Origin of the sequence: Aquabacterium lacunae (genome assembly GCF_004310865.1) — a bacterium.
Taxonomy (GTDB): Bacteria; Pseudomonadota; Gammaproteobacteria; order Burkholderiales; family Burkholderiaceae_C; genus Aquabacterium; species Aquabacterium lacunae.
In genome coordinates, this window is the sequence record NZ_SIXI01000005.1 from 366,540 (window position 1) to 384,899 (window position 18,360).

Genomic DNA, 18,360 nt, shown 5'->3' on the forward strand with positions numbered 1-18,360 from the left:
CATGAGCGCGATGCTGCAACCCCGTGAGCCCGAGGCGGATGGTCGGATCGACCTGTCCGCACCCACACGGTCCCCATGGCCCGATGACGACCTCGCCGACGCGCCGCGCGGCACGTCGGCCCGTGCGTGGGCGCTTGGGCTGGTCGGTCTGATGCTGCTGGGCGGCCTGGTGTACCTCGGCTTTCAGAGCCTGGGGCAGGGCAGTTCGGCCCCCAAGCGGCAGACCGTCAAGATCGCGGTGCTGCCCGACACACCGCCCCCACCGCCGCCGCCGCCCAAGGAAGAAATCAAGCCGCAGCCCAAGCCGGAAGACGCGCCCCCTCAGCCGCAAGAGCAGAAAGTGGTCGAAGCGCCGCCCGAGCCGCAGCAGCTCAAGATGGAGGGTGCGGCGGGTGACGGCCCCAGCGCCTTTGGCTCGGGCAGCGTCACACGCGAATATGAAAAGGGCGAGATCGGGGGCGGCTCAGGGGGTGGCACGGTCAACAAGCTGCAGTTCTCCTTGTTCACCAGCCAGCTGCAAAGGCACATCTCCAGTGCGCTGGCCAAAGACCCGACCATCAAGCTGGGTGACTACCGCGTGCGTGTCAGCGTGCACCTGGACCCCAGTGGCGCCTTTCGCCAGGCGAGCCTGGAATCCAGCACGGGTGACGCGGCCCTCGACCGCGCGCTGGAGGCGGCGCTGATGCGCCTGCCGCCCATGAGGGATGTGCCTGCCCAATTGCCTCAACCCATCAGCCTGCGAATCACCAACCGCATGACGGGCTGACCCTGAATGTTCACGATGACCTCTTACCCTTCGACTTCGATGCGTGCAGTGGCTTGTGCCGCGTGGCTCAGCCTGTCGGTGTCTGCCGCGGTGGCCAACCCGGCTGTGGCCGCCCCGGAGCGCGAGTCGCTCGAATCCTTGCGCCAGACCACCCTGGCACTGATCCAGGCGCTGGTCGACAAAGGCGTGCTGACCGCCGAGGCTGCCCAGGCCATGCGCCTGCAAGCACAGCAACAGGCGCAGCAGCCCACCCCCGCCCAGCCCTCGGCCGGCCAGCCTGCGGCGCCCGGCACCGCTGCCGTGCCTGTGCAGCGCGTGCCCTACATCCCTGACAGCGTGAAAGCCCAGATCCGCACCGAAGTGCGCGAAGAGGTGCTGTCGCAGGCCCGTGCCGAGCGGTGGGGCATGCCCGGCATCGTGCCGCCGTGGGTCAGCCGCCTGCAGATCGACGGGGATGTGCGGTTTCGCCACCAGAGCGACAGCCTGGATGCGGGCAACACGCCGGCCAGCAACTACGTGTCTGCTGTGTTGGACCAGTCGCCCGCCGTCACGCGGGCCCTGTCGTATGCCAGCGTCAGCAACGGCTTTCCCACCGAGACCACCACCGAGGGCCGTGACCGCGAGCGCCTGCGCATGCGCCTGGGCGTGACCGCACGGGTCAGCGACGAGGTCGGTGTGGGCATCCGCCTGGCCACGGGCAGCGCCACCGACCGTGTCTCCACCAATCAGACGCTGGGGCAGAACTTCAACAAGTACCAGCTGATGGTGGACCGGGCGTTCATCCGCCTCACGCCGCTGGCGGGCCTGAACCAGCCCTATGGTCTGGACCTGTCTTTCGGCCGCATCCCCAACCCCTGGTTCAGCACCGACATGGTCTGGAGCGAGAACCTGAACTTCGAGGGGGCGGCGGTCAGCGGTCGGTGGACCAATGCCGACGACACCTTCGAGCCCTTTGCCACCGTGGGTGCCTTCCCCCTGCGCGAGCGCCGCGCGCCTGTGCAGCGCGAACGCTGGCTGTATGGCGCGCAGGTCGGTGCCCGTTTCAACCTGAGCCCCTTGTCGCGTTTCAAGGTGGGCCTGGCCTATTACGAGTACCAGAACATCGAGGGTCGGGAGGAAGAAGACTGGCTCGTGTCGGGCACCGACTTCGTGGCGGGCCCGTCTTACGGGCAGACCGCCTATGGCGACGCCCTGCGACAGAAGGGCAACACCTTGTACGAGATCTCGGCAGCACCGGTGGGTGTTTCCGATTACCCGGTGCTGTTCGGCCTGGCCCATCGCTTCAAGCCGCTGGTGCTGACGGCTTCGGCGCAGTTCGACCATTTCAGCCCCTTCAATCTGCTGGCCACGGCCGAGTACGTGCGCAACACCGCGTTCAGTCAGACCGATTTCCGGGCGCGCGCCGGCAGCCGCTTTGACGGCGTCGATGCAGGCGGACGCCGCGACGGCTACCACGTCAAGCTGGCCGTGGGCCATCTCGATGTGCGGGAAGCCGGCGAATGGCAGCTGTCGCTGGGCTACAAGCACCTGGGCTCGGACGCCGTGCTCGACGCCTTCACCGACAGCGACCTGGGCCTGGGCGGCACCAACATCAAGGGCTACATCCTGGGGCTGAATCTGGGCCTGGCGCGCAACACCACCCTGGGTGTGCGTTACCTCAGTGCCAGCAACATCGACTCGACCATCAACGACACCAACCCGGGCCAACTGGGGGTCAACACGCTGCAGGTGGAACTCAATGTGCGCTTCTGACCGCCGATGGGGGCCCGCGAAGCCTGCGTTGCTGGCCCTGGTGCTGGCCCTGAGCCACACGGGCGTGTGGGCCCAGGCCGACAAAGATGCCGAGCAGATCAAGCGCCTGCGCCTGCAGGTGCGCCAGTCGCAGCAGCAGTTGCAACAGGCCCAGGAAACCCTGGCCCAGACCGAACAGGCCCGCCAGCGCGCCGAAGCCTCACAGAAGGCACAAGACCAGGCGCTGTCCCGGCACAAGGGCGTGGCCGAGGCCGCAGAGCGCCGTGCGGCCACCCTGGCCCGCGAGCAGGGCACCCTGAAAAGCGCCCTGACGGTCGCGCAAGCCGAGCTGCAGGCCCTGAAGACCCAGCACCAGGCACTGAGCGAATCGGCCGAACGGGCGCGTGTGCAGTCGGCCGACGCCGAGGCCCGCTGGCGCGCGCAGGTCTCGCAGCTTCAGGCCCAGCTGCAGCGCGCGCGTCAGGACAATGCCGTGCTGGCCGACCTGGGGCTGGAGCTTTTGGAGCGCTACGAGCACAAGGGCCTGCGCGAGGTGCTCTCGGCCCATGAACCGTTCGTGCAAACCGGGCGGGTCAGGCTGGAAAATCTCAAGGCCAGTTACCAGGGGCGCATCGATGCCGCTCGCCAGGGCCCGGCGCAGCAGGCGCCGACTGCCGCACCTGAGGGGTTCCCAGCGGGCCAGAAGGGCCTACACTGAGCCCATGCCCGTCACGTTCAAATCCCAGGCCACTGGGCCCTTGCTGATGCTGTCTGCCCATGCCGAGGCCTTGTTGCTGGCGCTGGGCAAGACCGCGGGCGCGCCGGGCATCCTGGAGGTGGCCGACATGCCGGCCGCCCTGACGCTGTTGCGCGGGTTGGCCGAGGAGCCCGCGGCCGAGCCCGTGCCCACGCCAGACGATGGCGAGACGCCGGAGGCCCCGGTCTTTGCGGACGAGGCCGTGAGCCTGCGTCAGCGTGCAGTGCCATTCATCCGCATGATCGAGCAGGCCCAGGCCGGCGGGCAGCCCATCGTCTGGGGTGTTTGACCGGGTTCATCAGGGCCTTCCAGCCTGGTGCATGATGCGCGCATGACCGACTCTGTCACCCGAATCGTGGCGGTGCGCCACGGCGAAACCGCCTGGAACCGCGAAATCCGCATCCAGGGCCACACCGACATCCCCTTGAGCGAACATGGCCTGTGGCAGGCCGAGCAGGTGGGACGCGCGCTGGCCGATGAAGGCCTGCACGCCATCTACAGCAGCGACCTGCTGCGTGCGGCCGACACCGCCCGTGCCATCGGGCGCCATGCGGGTGTGGCGGTGCAGTTCGACGACACCCTGCGTGAGCGCCACTTCGGCCGCTTCGAGGGCCTCACGCACGACGAGATCATGGCCACGCACCCCGAAGAAGGGCGGCGCTGGCGCGAGCGTGACCCGGCCTACGGCCCTGTGGGTGGCGAAACCCTGACCGATTTCTACGAGCGGGTGATCCATGCGGGCAGGCGCCTGGCGGCTCGGCACCCCGGGCAGACCATCGCCCTGGTGGCGCATGGCGGCGTGCTCGACTGCTTCTACCGGGCGGCCACGCACGTGGGCCTGGAAGCGCCGCGCTCCTGGAAGATCACCAACGCCAGCGTGAACCGCCTGATGTTCAGCAGCGAAGGCTTCAGCCTGGTGGGCTGGGCCGACACCCGTCACCTCGACGACGCCTTGCCGGGGGCAGCCCCCGGGCTCGACGAATCCTCGGACGGGGCCCTGGCCCCGGGCGCGGCTCAGGCCTTCAGCCCGGCCAGGTAGGTGTCCACGCTCTGTTCCCCGGCCGTGACCAGCGGGAACAGGCTGGGCTCCAGCATCCACAACTCGATCAGCCCGCTGAGCAGAGCGCTCAGGCCCACGGCCACTTCACGCGCGCTGCGCGCAGCGCCGAGTTGCCCGCCCGCCTGGGCCCGTGCCACGGCCCCTTCGATGTGCGCGCGCCAGCTCAGGTGAACCTCCAGGTGACGCTGCCGGGCGGCGTCCAGTTCGGCCACGAACTCGGCCTTTCGGGTGGCCACGTTGATCACGCGGCGCGTGCGTTCGCAGCCTGCGATCTGCCGCAGCACCTCCAGCAGGGCCTCGCGCACCTGCTGAACCGGGTCGGCCTCCGGGGCTGTGCTCAACCTTTCCCCCGCCTGCTCCATGGGAAAGACCGTGCGGTCCATCATGGCGTTGAACAGGTCGGCCTTGTCCTTGAAGTGCCAGTACACGGCCCCGCGGGTCAGGCCCGCGGCCTGCGCCACGTCTTGCAGCGAGGTCCGCGACACCCCTTTTTCTTCGAACACGCGCTCGGCGGCGTCCAGCAGGGCCTGCCGGGTCTGTTCGGCGCATTCCTTGGTGCGGCGCATGGCGTGTGTGTGAAAAACCTGGTGAATCTGTGGGGGGATTGAGGGACTGGATCTTACATACATTCGTGCTTGTATGTATAGTGCACCCAAAGGTTGACTGAGCAAATATCTTCGAGGTGAGCATGTCACTGTCCCGTATTCCTGATTCGAACGTGCTGCGCTGGAGCGCGGTGACCCTGGCTGCGGCCAGCCTGGTGATGCTGCAGGCCTGCAGCGATGGCGTGGCCCAGGGCCAGCCCGGCAAGGCGCCTCCGCCGCCCGAAGTGGCCGTGGTGACGGTGCAGCCGCAAGATGTGCCGCTGGTGCAGGAACTGCCCGGCCGGCTGGAGGCCTCCCGCGTGGCCCAGGTGCGGGCCCGGGTGCCGGCCGTGGTGCAGCAACGCGTGTTCGCCGAAGGCAGCGACGTGAAGGCTGGGCAGCCGTTGTACCGACTGGACACCGCCACCTACGACGCGGCTTTGCAGACGGCCCAGGCCGCGCTGTCCAAGGCCGAAGCCAACCTGGCCCAGGCCACGGCCCTGGTCGAGCGTTACCAGCCCCTGGCGGCGGCCAAGGCCATCAGCCCGCAAGAGTTCCTCAATGCCCAGGTGGCCCAGCGCCAGGCCCAGGCCGATGTGGCTTCGGGCAAGGCCGCGGTGCGCACGGCCCAGATCAACCTGGGTTACGCCAACATCACCGCCCCCATCAGCGGTCGCATCGGTCGCTCGCTGGTGACCGAAGGCGCGCTGGTGGGGCAGGGCGAAGCCACCCAGCTGGCCACCATCCAGCAGATCGACCCGCTGTACGTGAACTTCACCCAGTCGGCCAACGAAGCCCTCAAGCTCAAGCAGGCCCTGGGCAGCGGGCAGCTCAAGGCCAGCCAGCAGGCCGCCCAGGTGCGCGTGGTGCTGGACGATGGCACCGAGTACCCGATCGCCGGCAAGCTGCTGTTCACCGACCTGAGTGTGGACGCCACATCAGGGCAGGTGAGCCTGCGCGCCGAGATCCCCAACCCCAAGGGCGCATTGCTGCCTGGCTTGTACGTGCGTGTGCGCACCGCGGCAGCCCAGGTGGGCGGTGGGCTGATGCTGCCCCAGCAGGCCGTCACACGTGGCGCCACGGGCGACACCGTGCTGGTGGTCGACCCGCAGGGCAATGTGACCCCGCGCCCCGTGCAGCTCGGCGGTGCCATCGGCAACCAGTGGGTGGTGTTGTCGGGCCTGAAGGCTGGCGAGCAGGTGGTGGTCGAAGGCTTCCAGAAGATCCGGCCCAAGACGCCCGTGAAGGCCGTGCCCTGGGCCCCGCCCGCTGCGGTGCAGGCGGCTGTGCCTGATGCTTCTGCGGCATCTTCCGCTTCGGCCGCCGCGCGCTGACCAGGGGGTTCTGAACCATGTCCAAGTTCTTCATCGATCGGCCCATCTTTGCGTGGGTGATCGCCTTGTTCATCGCGGTGCTCGGTGCCGTCGCCATTCGGCAGTTGCCCGTGGCGCAGTACCCCAATGTGGCGCCGCCGTCCATCGTCATCAGCGCCACCTACCCGGGCGCGTCGGCCAAGACGCTCGATGAATCCGTCATCAGCGTCATCGAGCTGGAGCTCAACGGCGCCCCCAATCTGGCCTACATGGAATCGGTCAGCCAGGCCAACGGCACCGGGCAGATCACCGTCACCTTCGAGCCGGGCACCAACGTGGAACTGGCCCAGGTGGAGGTGCAGAACCGCCTGGCGCGCGCCACGCCTCGCTTGCCTGCTGCCGTGACCCAGCAGGGGGTGAAGGTCGAGAAATCACGCAGCAACTTCCTGATGTTCGTGATGCTGTCGTCCAAGAACCCGGCCTATGACCCGATTGCGCTGGGCGACTACGCCTCGCGCAACCTGGTGCCGGAACTGCAGCGCGTCAGCGGCATCGGGCAGGTGCAGCTGTTCGGCACCGAGCGTGCCATGCGCATCTGGCTGGACCCGGCCAAGCTCGTGGCCTACAACCTGTCGCCCGCCGATGTGAACACCGCCATCCGGGCGCAGAACGCCCTGGTGCCGGCGGGCGCCATCGGTGACCGGCCGAATCTGAGCAGCCAGACCATGTCGGCCACCGTGGTGGTCAGCGGTCAGCTGGCCAGCGTCGAGCAATTTGGCAACATCGCCCTGCGCACCAAGACCGATGGTTCGGTGGTGCGTCTGCGTGACGTGGCCCGCATCGAGCTGGGTGCGCAGACTTACGGCACCTACGCACGCCTGAATGGCCAGAACGCCGTGGGCATGGGCCTGCAGCTCTCGCCCACAGCCAATGCCATGGCCGCTGCGCAGGCCGCCAAGGACCGCCTGGCCGAGCTTCAGAAGTTCTTCCCTGAAGGCGTGACCTACAACGTGCCTTACGACACCTCGGGCTTCGTGAAGTTGTCGATCGAACAGGTCGTGCACACGCTGCTGGAAGCCATGGTGCTGGTGTTCGCCGTGATGTACCTGTTCCTGCAGAACTGGCGCTACACCCTGATCCCGGCCCTGGTGGTGCCGGTGGCCTTGCTGGGCACCTTCGGGGTCATGCTGGCCGCAGGCTACTCCATCAACGTGCTGACCATGTTCGGTCTGGTGCTGGCCATCGGCATCCTGGTCGACGACGCCATCGTGGTGGTCGAAAACGTCGAGCGCCTGATGGCCAAGGAAGGGTTGTCGCCCCGCCAGGCCACGGTCAAGGCCATGCAGCAGATCAGTGGCGCCGTCATCGGCATCACGGTGGTGCTGGTGGCGGTGTTCCTGCCCATGGCCTTCTTTGCCGGTTCGGTGGGCAACATCTACCGCCAGTTCTCGCTGTCGATGGCTGTGTCCATCGTGTTCTCGGCCTTCCTGGCCCTGACCTTCACGCCGGCCTTGTGCGCCACCCTGCTCAAGCCGGTGCAGGTCGACCACCACACGCAAAAGGGCTTCTTCGGCTGGTTCAACCGCCGCTTCGATGGCCTCACGGAAGGCTATGGCGGCTGGGTGCAAGGCCTGGTCAAGCGCGGTGGCCGTGTGCTGATCGTGTACGCCGTGCTGCTGCTGGGCGTGGGCTACATGTACGCCCGCCTGCCCTCGGCCTTCTTGCCCAATGAAGACCAGGGCAACCTGATCGTCAACATCCAGCTGCCGCCGGGCGCCACCAACGGCCGCACCGAGCAGGTGGTGCAGCAGGTCGAGCAGTACTTCCTGGCCCAGCCCGAGGTCGAATCGATCGTGGGCGTGGTGGGCTTCAGCTTTTCGGGCACGGGCCAGAACGCCGCCCTGGGCTTCGTCACCCTCAAGCCCTGGGATGAGCGCAAGGGCCCTGGCCAGGACGCCGCTTCCGTGGCAGGCAAGGCCTTCGGCGCCCTCATGGGCGTCAAGGACGCCTTCATCTTCCCGCTGAACCCGCCCGCCATCCGCGAGCTGGGCAACGCCACGGGCTTTGCCTTGCGTCTGCAAGACCGCGCCGGTGTGGGCCACGAAGCCCTGCTGGCTGCACGCAACCAGATGCTGGGCATGGCCGCGCAGAGCAAGGTGGTGACCGGCTTGCGGCCCGATGGCCTGGAGGACGCCCCCCAGCTGCAGATCGACATCGACCGTGACAAGGCCCAGGCCCTGGGCGTGGGCATGGACACCATCAGTGCCACCTTGTCGACCGCACTGGGCTCCAGCTACGTGAACGACTTCCCCAACCAGGGCCGTCTGCAGCGTGTGGTGGTGCAGGCCGACGCCCAGGCGCGGTCCCGTCCGGAAGACATCCTGGCGCTGACTGTGGTCAACAACGCCGGTCAGAGCATTCCCTTGTCCACCTTTGTCAAGACCCGCTGGATCACGGGCCAGATGCAGGCGGTGCGCTACAACGGCTACCCAGCCATGCGCATTGCGGGCGATGCGGCAGCGGGCTTCTCCACCGGTCAGGCTATGGCCGAGATGGAAAAGCTGGCGGCACAACTTCCCCCTGGCATCGGCATCGAATGGACGGGTCTGTCGCGCGAAGAAAAGCTGTCGGGCTCGCAAGCCACGGCCTTGCTGGTGTTCTCGCTGCTGGCGGTGTTCCTGTGCCTGGCGGCCTTGTACGAAAGCTGGGTCATCCCGGTGGCCGTGCTGCTGGTGGTGCCCCTGGGCATCCTGGGTTCGCTGGCTGGCGTCACCCTGCGCGGCATGAACAACGACATCTTCTTCAAGGTGGGTCTGATCACCATCATCGGCTTGTCGGCCAAGAACGCCATCCTGATCATCGAGTTCGCCAAGGAGCTGCAAGAGCAGGGCAAGGGTCTGTTCGAAGCGACGCTGGAAGCCTGCCGCCTGCGGTTCCGCCCGATCATCATGACCTCGCTGGCCTTCATCCTGGGCGTGGTGCCGCTGTACATCGCCTCGGGCGCCAGTTCGGCAGCCCAGCGTGCCATCGGCACGGGCGTGCTCAGCGGCATGGTCACGGCCACCGTGCTGGCGGTGCTGTTCGTGCCCGTGTTCTTCGTGGTGGTGCGCAAGTTCGTGCCCTACAAGCCCACACCGGCCCAGCTCGAAGCCCAGACGCAACCATCTCAAGAGGTGAAGGCATGAATTGCACCCCCCGTACCGTTGCGGCCGTCCCGCACGTGAGCCTGCCTTCTGTGCCCCTGCGTTCTGTGTCCCTGGCCGTGCTGGCCTCGGCCCTGATGGCCGGTTGCTCCATGGTGCCCGTGATGCCCGAGCGCACCCTGCCCGTGGCCGCCCAGTGGCCCGACGGAGCCGCTGCGCAGACCGCTGGCACACCGGCGGCTGCACCGGCTTCCCTGACCTGGCGCCAGTACTTCGCCGACGAGCGGCTGCAGGCCTTGATCGAGGCCGCCCTGGCCCAGAACCGCGACCTGCGCGTGGCCGTGCTCAACATCGACCAGGCCCGTGCGGCCTGGCAGATCGCCCGTGCCGACCAGTTGCCCACAGTCAATGCGGCGCTGAACGGCACCCGGCAGCCGGGCAGCACCGCACCTTACGCCGTGGGCACCACGGCCACCGGTGGCTTGAGCATTTCGGCCTTCGAGCTGGACCTGTTCGGCCTCGTGGCCGCCCTGAGCGAGGCTGCATCGGCTCAGTTCCTGGCCACTGAAGAGGCCCGCAAGACCGTGCAGATCAGCCTGGTGGCGTCGGTGGCCCATGGCTACTACCAGTGGTGGGCCGACCAGTGGCAACTGGCCCTGGCCGAGCAGACCCTGCGCACCCGCGAAGCCACCCTCAAGCTGCAGCAGCTGAAGTTCGATCAGGGCGTGCTCAATGAGCTGGACCTGCGCACCGCCCAATCGGCCGTGGAGCAGGCCCGCATCGCCGTGGCGCAATTCAGGCGCGCCGTGCAGCTCGATGCCAATGCCATGACCTTGTTGCTGGGCCAACCGCTGCAGCCACAGTGGGCCCCTCTGGTGCCGACCTTGCGCCTGAGCACCGAGGGCGACGCCGAAGCCGCAGCGCCCATCATCGACGCGCGCAAGCTCTGGCCCAGCCTGAGTGCGCTGCCGGTCGGGCTGCCGTCTGAGGTGCTGCTCAAGCGGCCCGACATCGTGCAGGCCGAGCAGCTGCTCAAGGCGGCCAATGCCAACATCGGTGCGGCGCGTGCGGCACGCTTCCCGCGCATCGCACTCACGGCCAGTGCCGGCGTGGCCAGCAATTCGCTGGAAGGCCTGTTCACCGACGGTCGCACGGCCTGGAGTTTTGCGGGCAACCTCACGGCCCCCATTTTCGACATGGGCCGCAGTGCCGCCAACGTGCAGGTGTCCGAGCTCAAGCGCGATGCGGCGGTGGCCCAGTACGACAAGGCCATCCAGACCGCCTTCCGCGAGGTGTCTGACGCCCTGGTCAGCCGCAGCACCTACGGTGACCAGGTGCAGGCTCAGCAGGCTCAGGTCGAAGCCGAAGCGGCACGCTTCAGGTTGTCGGCCCTGCGCTACCGCACCGGCGTGGCCAGCCAGCTGGACCTGCTGGACGCACAGCGCAGCCTGTTTGCCGCGCAGCAAAGCCTGATCAGCACCGAACTGGCCCGCCAGCAAGCCCACATCGGCTTGTACAAGGCCCTGGGTGGTGGGCTGGAGGCACCAGCGACACCCTGAGAGCAGCACCCTGTTCCTCGCTGAAACCACAAGGGGCCCTGCATGCATGCAAGGGCCCCTTGTTCATGGCGGCAGCGAGCACTGCCGCTGCAGGTGCGTCAGGCTCAGTTTGCCAGCTTGCGCATCAGGCGCGCGCCCAGCTTGTTCACGTTGTTCAGCGACAGCAGGTGGGCGTGGATGAAGCCCAGGGCGCCCGAGGCGAACAGCTCCTGCACCTTGTCGGCTGGCAGGGCGCGCAGCTTGTTCTCATCGACCACCTGGATGCCTTGCAGGTTCATGCGCTGTTCGCCCAGCTGGAAGTCGATGTTGCGCTCGACCAGCAGGTCCAGGGCGACCAGCTGGCGCGCGAAGGCGGCGGTACGGCCCATGTCGTTGTGGAAGTCCAGCAGGAACTGCTGCAGGCGCTTGAGGTAGTCGCTGTCCTGGCCATCGGCCTGGAACAAGGCTTCACCTTCTTCGCTGTTGAAGCCGTCAAAGGCCTCGTCCAGGCACACGGTCAGCTCTTGCGAGTTCGCATCGGGCTGGGCCAGCACGAAGGGGTAGCGGCGCACGAAAGCCGGCACATAGGTGCCCTGCTCCCAGCGACCTGCGTCGTCCAGGAACAGGTTCTCCTTGTCGCGCAGACCGACGATGGCCACCAGCGTGCGCTGGTCGCCTTCGCCCACGAACACACAGGGGAAATCCAGCGCGGCCAGCGGCAGCTCGGTGGTGGCCAGCAGCATGGAGTTGAGATCGCGGGCGAACGACAGGTTCTGCGCGCTGGGCTTGATCTTCAGGCTGCGGTGCTGTTCGCGGTTGACGGGCACGAGCTTGTCGTAGATCAGCATGGTTTTCATGGCGGGCCTGCTTGAATGACGGAGATGGAAAGCACACAGCATACCAACGCGGTGTGACGGCTCTGGCGATAATCAGAGGGTGAAACCACTGACTTTGCGTGAGCGCTTCTCGCTCTACCTCGACCTGATCCGCTGGAACCGCCCGCAGGGCTGGTTGCTGTTGTTGTGGCCCACGCTGGCGGCCCTGTGGCTGGCTGCAGGCGGCTTCCCGGGCTGGCACCTGCTGGCCGTGTTCACAGGCGGCACCATCCTCATGCGCTCGGCGGGTTGCGCGGTCAATGACATCGCCGACCGCGAGTTCGACAAGCACGTCAAGCGCACGGCCGAGCGGCCCATCACCTCGGGGCGCCTGGGCGTGAAAGAAGCCCTGGTCGTGGCCGTGGTGCTGGCCTTGCTGGCCTTCGCGCTGGTGCTGACCACCAATGCGCTGACCATCGGCATGTCCTTCGGGGCGCTGGCCATTGCCGTGGCCTACCCCTATGCCAAGCGCGTGGTGGCCATGCCGCAGGCCGTGCTGGGGCTGGCCTTCAGCTTCGGCATCCCGATGGCTTATGCGGCGGTGCGCGGCCACGTGCCGCCCGAGGCCTGGTGGCTGGTGGCGGGCAATGTGGCCTGGGTGCTGGCCTACGACACCGAATACGCCATGGTCGACCGCGACGACGACCTGAAGATCGGCATCCGCACCAGCGCCATCACCCTGGGGCGGGCCGATGTCTTCGGCGTGGCCATGTTCTACATGGTCAGCCTGCTGTGCTGGAGCCAGGTGGGGCACATGGCCGGATTGGCCATGCCTTTCTGGGCCGGCATCACCATGGCGGCTGTGCAGGCCGTGGGCCATGTGTGGCTGATCCGGGGCCGCGACCGCGAATCATGCTTTGCAGCCTTCCGCATGAACCACTGGCTGGGTGCCACCTGGTTCGCGGGCGTGTGGGCGGCCTTGCCGGGCGGGCTGACTGGGAGCGTTGGCTTAATGTAGTACGATCAAAAAAAATGATGGAGGACACAGAATGAGAATGCTTCTGTTAATAAGCCTGTTTTTTGCGTCCGGCTGGGCATCAGCTGCTTGTCAAGACAAGTTTGTATGGAGGAGTACGCCTACTTCTGGATCACAGTCGTGCGCGAGCGGGCAGTGCTCTGTCAAGGCAAAAAGCGTTTACAACCTAGTGGGTGACTCTGCTTGCGAGTCGGTGGGCGAGGTGATGTCTCAACGATCCGCTCAACTCAGCCAAGATTGCGCAAGAGTGGGCGGTTCGCTGGGAGATATTGTCACGTCAACGGGCACCATTGGATGGTACGTTTTTGACATTCAGTGCAATAAAAAAGATCCCCCTGATGTGTTGTTGATGAGGGTTACTGGAGAAGACAGGATTTGTCCGATAGGCTTTGGTTTAGATCAATCTAGTGGGTCGTCGGTTTGCAAGTCGCTGTGCTCAATGGGGCAACGCTGGGTCGGTGATCTTCGCTCTGGTCAATGTTATGGCGTCAAAGACACAGATTCTGACCCTGATCGGTGCGATAGCTCAGGAAATCCAATTCGAGCACTCACTGGTACAAAGGTTCAACCCGTTTCGCTAGGCGTGGCCTTGGGGTACTTGGACTTCAAATTGACATATGACACGGCTCGGTCCCCATGGGGGCTTTCAGGTGCTGTTGCCCCCGCAGTTGCAGAAGGCTCATACGGTGTATTGCCTGGGGAATCACCCGCGATCATGGGTCAGGCTGGCCCCCTCTGGTGGAGTTCTGTTCATCGTGACCTGATTTTCGGTGGCACTTATGCCCAATCCCCCCAAAGCGGCACCATATTGTGGCCAAAAGGCGATGGTACGTTCGCTACGGCAACTTTTTCAAATGGGCAGTGGTCATTTTTGGATTTTGAGCGCCTATTGATTGCTAAAGCAGAGGATGGCTGGCGTATTACAGATCTGCAGGGAAGGAATTTTTGGCTTTATGATAATGCTGGGCGTTTGAAGCGCACTCAGCATGCGGACGGATACTGGATCGAGGCGACTTACAGTTCGGGAAGTACGCCAAGCCAAGATGCGCCAGACGCAAATAGACTAATTTTGTTGAAGGACTCGACAGGGAGGTCGGTTGGTCTGGCCTACATCAAAACCGCTGAAGGTGATGTCGTGCTGTCACGAATCAAAGATCCTAACGGTAAATCGATTATCTTTGAGTATGGATCTGCGCAGAATCTGGTGGCGGTCACTTGGCAGGATGGCCAAAAACGAACCTTTTTATATGACAGCCCTAACGCTCTTCAATGGTGGGCGCTGACTGGCGTGTTGGATGAGAACGGGCGGCGATATGCAACATTCACCTATGCGCCAGAGGGGTGGGCGAAAAGCACGGAACACGCTGGTGGGGTTGAGCGACATGAGATCGATTACAAAAGACCTCCAGTGGCGTCGGTAAGGGAGGTGATCGACCATCCCAATCGCACAGTTTGGCGTTACAAAGAGTGGTCCGCACCTGAGGGCGTACGTGTGACGCAACCTTCGGGGCACGCTACGGACTTTCGCGTTTCTGTGGTGAGGTCGGGTGCTCCTGGCGCAAGTGTCCAGGGGCAATTGCGAATCGGCGCCCGCAGCCAGGCCGAGGGTTCAGGGTGCGGTGCCAGCACAAGTGCGATTGCTCATGAAAGTTCGTCGGGGCGTCAAATCTCGACCGATGATTTCAACGGCATTCGCACCTGTTTTGGTTATGCCGATGCCGCTGCCACATGGCCCACCACCCGCATCGAAGGCCTGAAAGGTGGCGTCAACGGCAATTCGTGCATTGAAGCATTGGCAGCCCCAAGCGCTTCAGGCCTGCCTGCCGAAGCACGCAAGATCAGTACAGAGTGGCACCCTCAGTGGCGCCTCGAAACCCGCCGTGCTGAGCCTTTCAGGCTGAGCACATGGGTTTACAACGGTCAGCCTGACCCCTTCAGCGGCGGTCAAAAAGCCAGTTGCGCACCCGCCGAGGCAGTGTTGCCTGACGGTCAGCCCATTGCAGTGTTGTGCAAAGAAGTGGTTCAGGCCACCACCGATGCCAATGGATGGTTGGGCTTGGCCGCCCCTGTGGACACGGCCGTTGCCAGCCGCACTCGTACGTACACCTACAGCCAGTTTGGCAAGCTGCTGACCAGTACAGATGAGGCGGGCAACACCACCACGCTGGCCTATCAATCCAATGCAGCGACCGGCCACACTTTGGGTGACGTGTGGAAGCAAACCAACGCCATGGGCCATGTCACCGAGTACACGCGTTACGACGCACGTGGCTTGCCCCTTGAGATGAAGGACCCCAACGGCATCGTGACCACAATGCTGTACGACGAGCGCGGGCGCATCAAGCAATCGACCACATTGGGCTATACCACCAGCATGGAGTACTGGCCCACAGGGCTTCTCAAAAGCGTCACTCAGCCAGGCAATGTCACTTTGAGCTACGCGTACGACGACGCCCATCGCCTGACCAGCATCACCGACGCTTTGGGCAATCGCGTGTCATACACCTATGACAAAGCGGGCAACCGAACCGACGAGGCTGTCAGCGACAGCAGCGGCCAGTTGTTGGTGAAAGTGGCCAAAACCTACGACAACCTCAACAGGCTGTGGACGGTCAAGGCGGGCACGCAATGACGAAACAAAATAATACGAAACAGGTGGGCCAACAGATGAAACACAAGCAACAGCGCCCGCAGGGGTTCGTGTGTGCCATGTCGTCCATGGTGTATCTGTTGAGTTTGGGCTCGCCTGTTCAGGCGCAGCAGCAACTCACACCTGAGCAGCGCGCGGGGCAAACCGTGTTGGAGTACGACCCGGTCGGCAACGTCACGGCCGTACACGACGGCCGCGGTGTGGTCACGCGCAATCAATACGACGCATTGAGCCGCCTCAAAAAGGTCACGCTGCCAGCGCCAGCCCCAGAAGCTACCGAGGGCAGCGTCTCATACGCTTATGACGGGTTGGGGCGATTGGTCAGCGTGTCTGACCCCCGACAGAACACCACCACGTACACCTATTCCGGGTTCAATGACCTCACGCAGCGCAGCCCAGACACCGGTGAGCTGGTGACGGTTGAAAACAACCTGGGTCTGATGGCAGAGCGCGGCAAGACCGACGAGTCAATCTACCAATTGGCTCAATATGACAAACTTGGCCGCTTGCTCAGGCAAGACGACCAGGTGGGCTACACCCAGTTTCGTTATGACGAATTCAGCACCGTTGCCGGCAGCGAGAACTATGGCAAAGGCCGATTGACCCGGGTCACTGAGTACGTGTTTGGCAAGGGTGCTCAAAGTCAGGTGTTGATGCGGTACGACCCCTTGGGGCGTTTGCTGTCTCGTTGTCAGACGCAAAGCACGGCGCCCTCAACTTGTGTGCAGCCCAACACAGCCCAATTGACGGCTGGTGACGCCATCACGTACACCTGGGGGGGCGCCACAGAGGGGGCTCGAGCCGGGCGATTGAAAACCATCACTTATCCCTCTGGTCGCCGGGTGGTTCTTGCGCGCGACAGCTTTGGCCGTGTCAGCGGCGTCTCGTTGCTCAACCCTGGCGCCAGCAGTACTGTGCCCGTGCTGAGCAGCATCACGTACCGAACCTTGGGCGTCGAAACCGCCACCCACGCGGTCACGGGCTGGGTGTTTGGCGCCAACTCAGGTCAGCGCTACGTGCGTGACTACGACGACGCTGGTCGCATCGTGACATACACGCTAGGGCGTGGTCAGACAGCGCAGTCACTGTACGGTTTGCATTCGCTCAGTTATGACGAGGCCGGGAGAATTCAAGCGATTGACCGCTACACAGGCACCTGGTCGACAGCTGTTTTTGACCATGACGACCAAAATCGCCTGGTCGGACATGCGCTCGATGGCATGCCCTTGTTTGCATACAGCTACGACGCCAATGGCAATCGCCTGACCCGGCAGGCGATCAATGCCCAGACCTCATACACCGTGGCGCCCGACAGCAACCGCATCCAAACCGTGCAGTTGCCCGGGCAAACCTCAGCGCAAGCCGTGGTGCATGACCCGCACGGCAACATCACCCAAGACCCCGGGGCGCCAGTGGGCGCTGTGCGCTTCATCTATGACCAGCGCACCACCTTGCCATTTCCCAGAATGGCGCAAACCCAAGGGCCTGGTGGTTTGTACACCTACCAATACAACCACTTTGGCAACCGCATTCGCAAAACCGGCAGCAGCTTCACCAATGCACAAGGGGTGACCGTGACCCCGGCACCTGAAGTGGGCGGCACAGACACCTACTATTACCATGACGAAGCGGGGCACCTGCTGGCTGAGGTTGACGCCGTCACGCGCAAGGTCAAACGAGAGTACATCTGGCTGGACGACATTCCGGTGGCAATTGTGGCTGGTGCCAACCCCGAGCAACCCATCGACAGCTTCAATGCTCCGACGGTGTACTACGTGCACGCCGACCACTTGAACACGCCGAGGCTGGTGACCGATGCGGCCAAGGTGTCTCGCTGGAACTGGAGCCCGCTGGCCAATGATGCCTTTGGCTCGACCATGCCGATTGACGCGCCGCGTGGGCAGGTGCGGTTCGTGATGAATTTGAGGATGCCTGGGCAGTACTTTGACCGCGAGACGGGCACCTACTTCAACCACTATCGGCAGTACAACCCTGCTACGGGGCGGTATCTGCAATCCGATCCCATCGGGTTGGAGGGCGGGCTGAACACGTACGCATATGTAGGCGGCAACCCACTGAGCTATGTCGATGCAAATGGGCTGAGACGAGGCAATGGCGCGGCCCATCGAAGGCCGCCCAGTTGGTCTTTCTTCGGTTGTGTGGGCTTGGGGTGTGTATCCAGCGGACCTAATGATGTAAGTGCTCAATTGAGTGCCGAATTGACGCTTGGCGGGGGTATCGAGATATGTGATCCACCGCCGGAAAAGTGCGATAAAGCCAATCCTTTCCAGCCGCCTGGCCTTCCTCTTCCGGAGCGTGCTGGCGGGCTGTTCATCGGCCCCTCCATAAAGAATGATGGAAGGTTTTGTATAAAGATTGGCCCCCATATTGGCGTTCCATTTGTGCCCTCGGTGGACATGGGAGGGCTGTTCAATTGATGACTTTTTTTGTCGTGGGGACTCTGCTGGGGATTGCCTATGCAGTTCTGGGTTTTATTGCCAGGGACCACATCATTGATGAAGAGTCCCGACGAAAAAGTGGGTTCAGTTGGGCCTTTTGGTGGTGGCTGGATTCCGAAAAGTATGATCCCTATGGAAAGAGGCTGTGCTTCATAGGATTCGTTCTGTTTGTTGGAGCAAGCGTTTGTTGGGTTTCTTGGCATTTAACCAAGCGTTGATAAACGTGACTGCATGGAAGTAACAGGGGCCGCGAAGCGGCCCCTGTTGTTTTACGTCTTGCGCTTCGATGAGGTCGGCTTCTTGCCCTTGTCCTCGTGTATTGACCCAGCGGTTTCTGCACAGGTCAGGCTGCCAAAGCATAAGCCTCAGCGGGGGTCTTCATGCCCAGCGCCTGGTGAGGGCGCCGGTGGTTGTAAAAGCCGATCCAGTCTGCGATCACGCGGCTGGCGTGCTGCAGGGTTTCGAACCGGTGGCGGTGCACGCACTGGTCTTTGAGCGTTCTGATCAC

Annotated in this window: 14 protein-coding genes; 11 read left to right on the forward strand and 3 right to left on the reverse strand. The window is 64.2% G+C overall.

Annotation, left to right across the window (positions count from 1 at the left end; genetic code table 11):
• Position 1 precedes the first annotated feature (1 nt).
• Genes EYS42_RS13650 through EYS42_RS13665 form a run of 5 tightly spaced genes read left to right on the forward strand, consistent with a single transcriptional unit; the run spans position 2 to position 4,293 of the window.
• Complete coding sequence (locus EYS42_RS13650; RefSeq protein WP_130968737.1) at positions 2-766, forward strand: TonB family protein; 765 nt, start codon at positions 2-4, stop codon at positions 764-766.
• A 15-nt stretch (positions 767-781) separates the two neighbouring features.
• Entirely contained in the window at positions 782-2,518 is a 1,737-nt protein-coding gene (locus EYS42_RS13655; protein WP_165456782.1) for a putative porin, read from the forward strand.
• The gene (locus EYS42_RS17105; RefSeq protein WP_165456783.1) at positions 2,505-3,215 is read left to right on the forward strand and encodes a coiled-coil domain-containing protein; all 711 of its coding nucleotides are present in this window, start codon (positions 2,505-2,507) and stop codon (positions 3,213-3,215) included. The genes EYS42_RS13655 and EYS42_RS17105 overlap by 14 nt, the downstream gene beginning before the upstream one ends.
• 4 nt (positions 3,216-3,219) lie before the next feature.
• Entirely contained in the window at positions 3,220-3,543 is a 324-nt protein-coding gene (locus EYS42_RS17110) for a DUF1840 domain-containing protein (RefSeq protein WP_165456784.1), read from the forward strand.
• Positions 3,544-3,585: 42 nt separating this feature from the next.
• Positions 3,586-4,293 (forward strand): histidine phosphatase family protein, encoded by a 708-nt coding sequence (locus EYS42_RS13665; protein WP_130968740.1) that lies wholly within the window; start codon positions 3,586-3,588, stop codon positions 4,291-4,293.
• Here the strand turns inward: EYS42_RS13665 and EYS42_RS13670 are convergent.
• Positions 4,269-4,880, reverse strand: a complete 612-nt coding sequence (locus EYS42_RS13670; protein ID WP_130968741.1) for a TetR family transcriptional regulator — start codon at positions 4,878-4,880, stop codon at positions 4,269-4,271. The genes EYS42_RS13665 and EYS42_RS13670 overlap by 25 nt on opposite strands.
• A 122-nt stretch (positions 4,881-5,002) precedes the next feature.
• Between EYS42_RS13670 and EYS42_RS13675 the strand changes: the two genes are divergently transcribed.
• From EYS42_RS13675 to EYS42_RS13685, 3 genes are read left to right on the forward strand one after another with little or no spacing between them, the layout of a single operon-like run.
• Positions 5,003-6,232: an efflux RND transporter periplasmic adaptor subunit gene (locus tag EYS42_RS13675; protein WP_130968742.1), complete on the forward strand. Its 1,230-nt coding sequence runs from the start codon at positions 5,003-5,005 to the stop codon at positions 6,230-6,232.
• A 17-nt stretch (positions 6,233-6,249) separates the two neighbouring features.
• Positions 6,250-9,396, forward strand: a complete 3,147-nt coding sequence (locus EYS42_RS13680; RefSeq protein ID WP_130968743.1) for an efflux RND transporter permease subunit — start codon at positions 6,250-6,252, stop codon at positions 9,394-9,396.
• 50 nt (positions 9,397-9,446) lie between these two features.
• Positions 9,447-10,913 (forward strand): efflux transporter outer membrane subunit, encoded by a 1,467-nt coding sequence (locus tag EYS42_RS13685; RefSeq protein ID WP_342635526.1) that lies wholly within the window; start codon positions 9,447-9,449, stop codon positions 10,911-10,913.
• A gap of 104 nt (positions 10,914-11,017) precedes the next feature.
• Here EYS42_RS13685 and EYS42_RS13690 read toward each other — a convergent pair whose 3' ends face one another.
• The gene (locus EYS42_RS13690) at positions 11,018-11,749 is read right to left on the reverse strand and encodes a SapC family protein (RefSeq protein WP_165456785.1); all 732 of its coding nucleotides are present in this window, start codon (positions 11,747-11,749) and stop codon (positions 11,018-11,020) included.
• Positions 11,750-11,828: 79 nt separating this feature from the next.
• Here EYS42_RS13690 and ubiA point away from each other — a divergent pair, with 79 nt between their 5' ends.
• From ubiA to EYS42_RS13705, 3 genes are all read left to right on the forward strand, one after another.
• Entirely contained in the window at positions 11,829-12,725 is an 897-nt protein-coding gene (gene ubiA, locus EYS42_RS13695; RefSeq protein ID WP_245503642.1) for a 4-hydroxybenzoate octaprenyltransferase, read from the forward strand.
• 733 nt (positions 12,726-13,458) lie between these two features.
• Positions 13,459-15,375 carry an RHS repeat domain-containing protein gene (locus EYS42_RS13700; protein WP_165456786.1) on the forward strand — a complete coding sequence of 639 codons (1,917 nt, stop codon included), beginning with the start codon at positions 13,459-13,461 and terminating at the stop codon, positions 15,373-15,375.
• Positions 15,376-15,410: 35 nt separating this feature from the next.
• Positions 15,411-17,831: an RHS repeat domain-containing protein gene (locus EYS42_RS13705; RefSeq protein WP_165456787.1), complete on the forward strand. Its 2,421-nt coding sequence runs from the start codon at positions 15,411-15,413 to the stop codon at positions 17,829-17,831.
• A gap of 364 nt (positions 17,832-18,195) precedes the next feature.
• Here EYS42_RS13705 and EYS42_RS13710 read toward each other — a convergent pair whose 3' ends face one another.
• Positions 18,196-18,360: an integrase core domain-containing protein gene (locus EYS42_RS13710; protein WP_280960187.1), complete on the reverse strand. Its 165-nt coding sequence runs from the start codon at positions 18,358-18,360 to the stop codon at positions 18,196-18,198.

What these genes read in the sequence shown, in the direction of transcription:
- EYS42_RS13650 (WP_130968737.1), top strand. Translation starts at nt 2, where the DNA reads ATGAGCGCGATGCTGCAACCCCGTGAGCCCGAGGCGGATGGTCGGATC.
- EYS42_RS13655 (WP_165456782.1), top strand. Translation starts at nt 782, where the DNA reads ATGACCTCTTACCCTTCGACTTCGATGCGTGCAGTGGCTTGTGCCGCG.
- EYS42_RS17105 (WP_165456783.1), top strand. Translation starts at nt 2,505, where the DNA reads ATGTGCGCTTCTGACCGCCGATGGGGGCCCGCGAAGCCTGCGTTGCTG.
- EYS42_RS17110 (WP_165456784.1), top strand. Translation starts at nt 3,220, where the DNA reads ATGCCCGTCACGTTCAAATCCCAGGCCACTGGGCCCTTGCTGATGCTG.
- EYS42_RS13665 (WP_130968740.1), top strand. Translation starts at nt 3,586, where the DNA reads ATGACCGACTCTGTCACCCGAATCGTGGCGGTGCGCCACGGCGAAACC.
- EYS42_RS13670 (WP_130968741.1), bottom strand. Translation starts at nt 4,880, where the DNA reads ATGCGCCGCACCAAGGAATGCGCCGAACAGACCCGGCAGGCCCTGCTG.
- EYS42_RS13675 (WP_130968742.1), top strand. Translation starts at nt 5,003, where the DNA reads ATGTCACTGTCCCGTATTCCTGATTCGAACGTGCTGCGCTGGAGCGCG.
- EYS42_RS13680 (WP_130968743.1), top strand. Translation starts at nt 6,250, where the DNA reads ATGTCCAAGTTCTTCATCGATCGGCCCATCTTTGCGTGGGTGATCGCC.
- EYS42_RS13690 (WP_165456785.1), bottom strand. Translation starts at nt 11,749, where the DNA reads ATGAAAACCATGCTGATCTACGACAAGCTCGTGCCCGTCAACCGCGAA.
- EYS42_RS13700 (WP_165456786.1), top strand. Translation starts at nt 13,459, where the DNA reads ATGGGTCAGGCTGGCCCCCTCTGGTGGAGTTCTGTTCATCGTGACCTG.
- EYS42_RS13705 (WP_165456787.1), top strand. Translation starts at nt 15,411, where the DNA reads ATGAAACACAAGCAACAGCGCCCGCAGGGGTTCGTGTGTGCCATGTCG.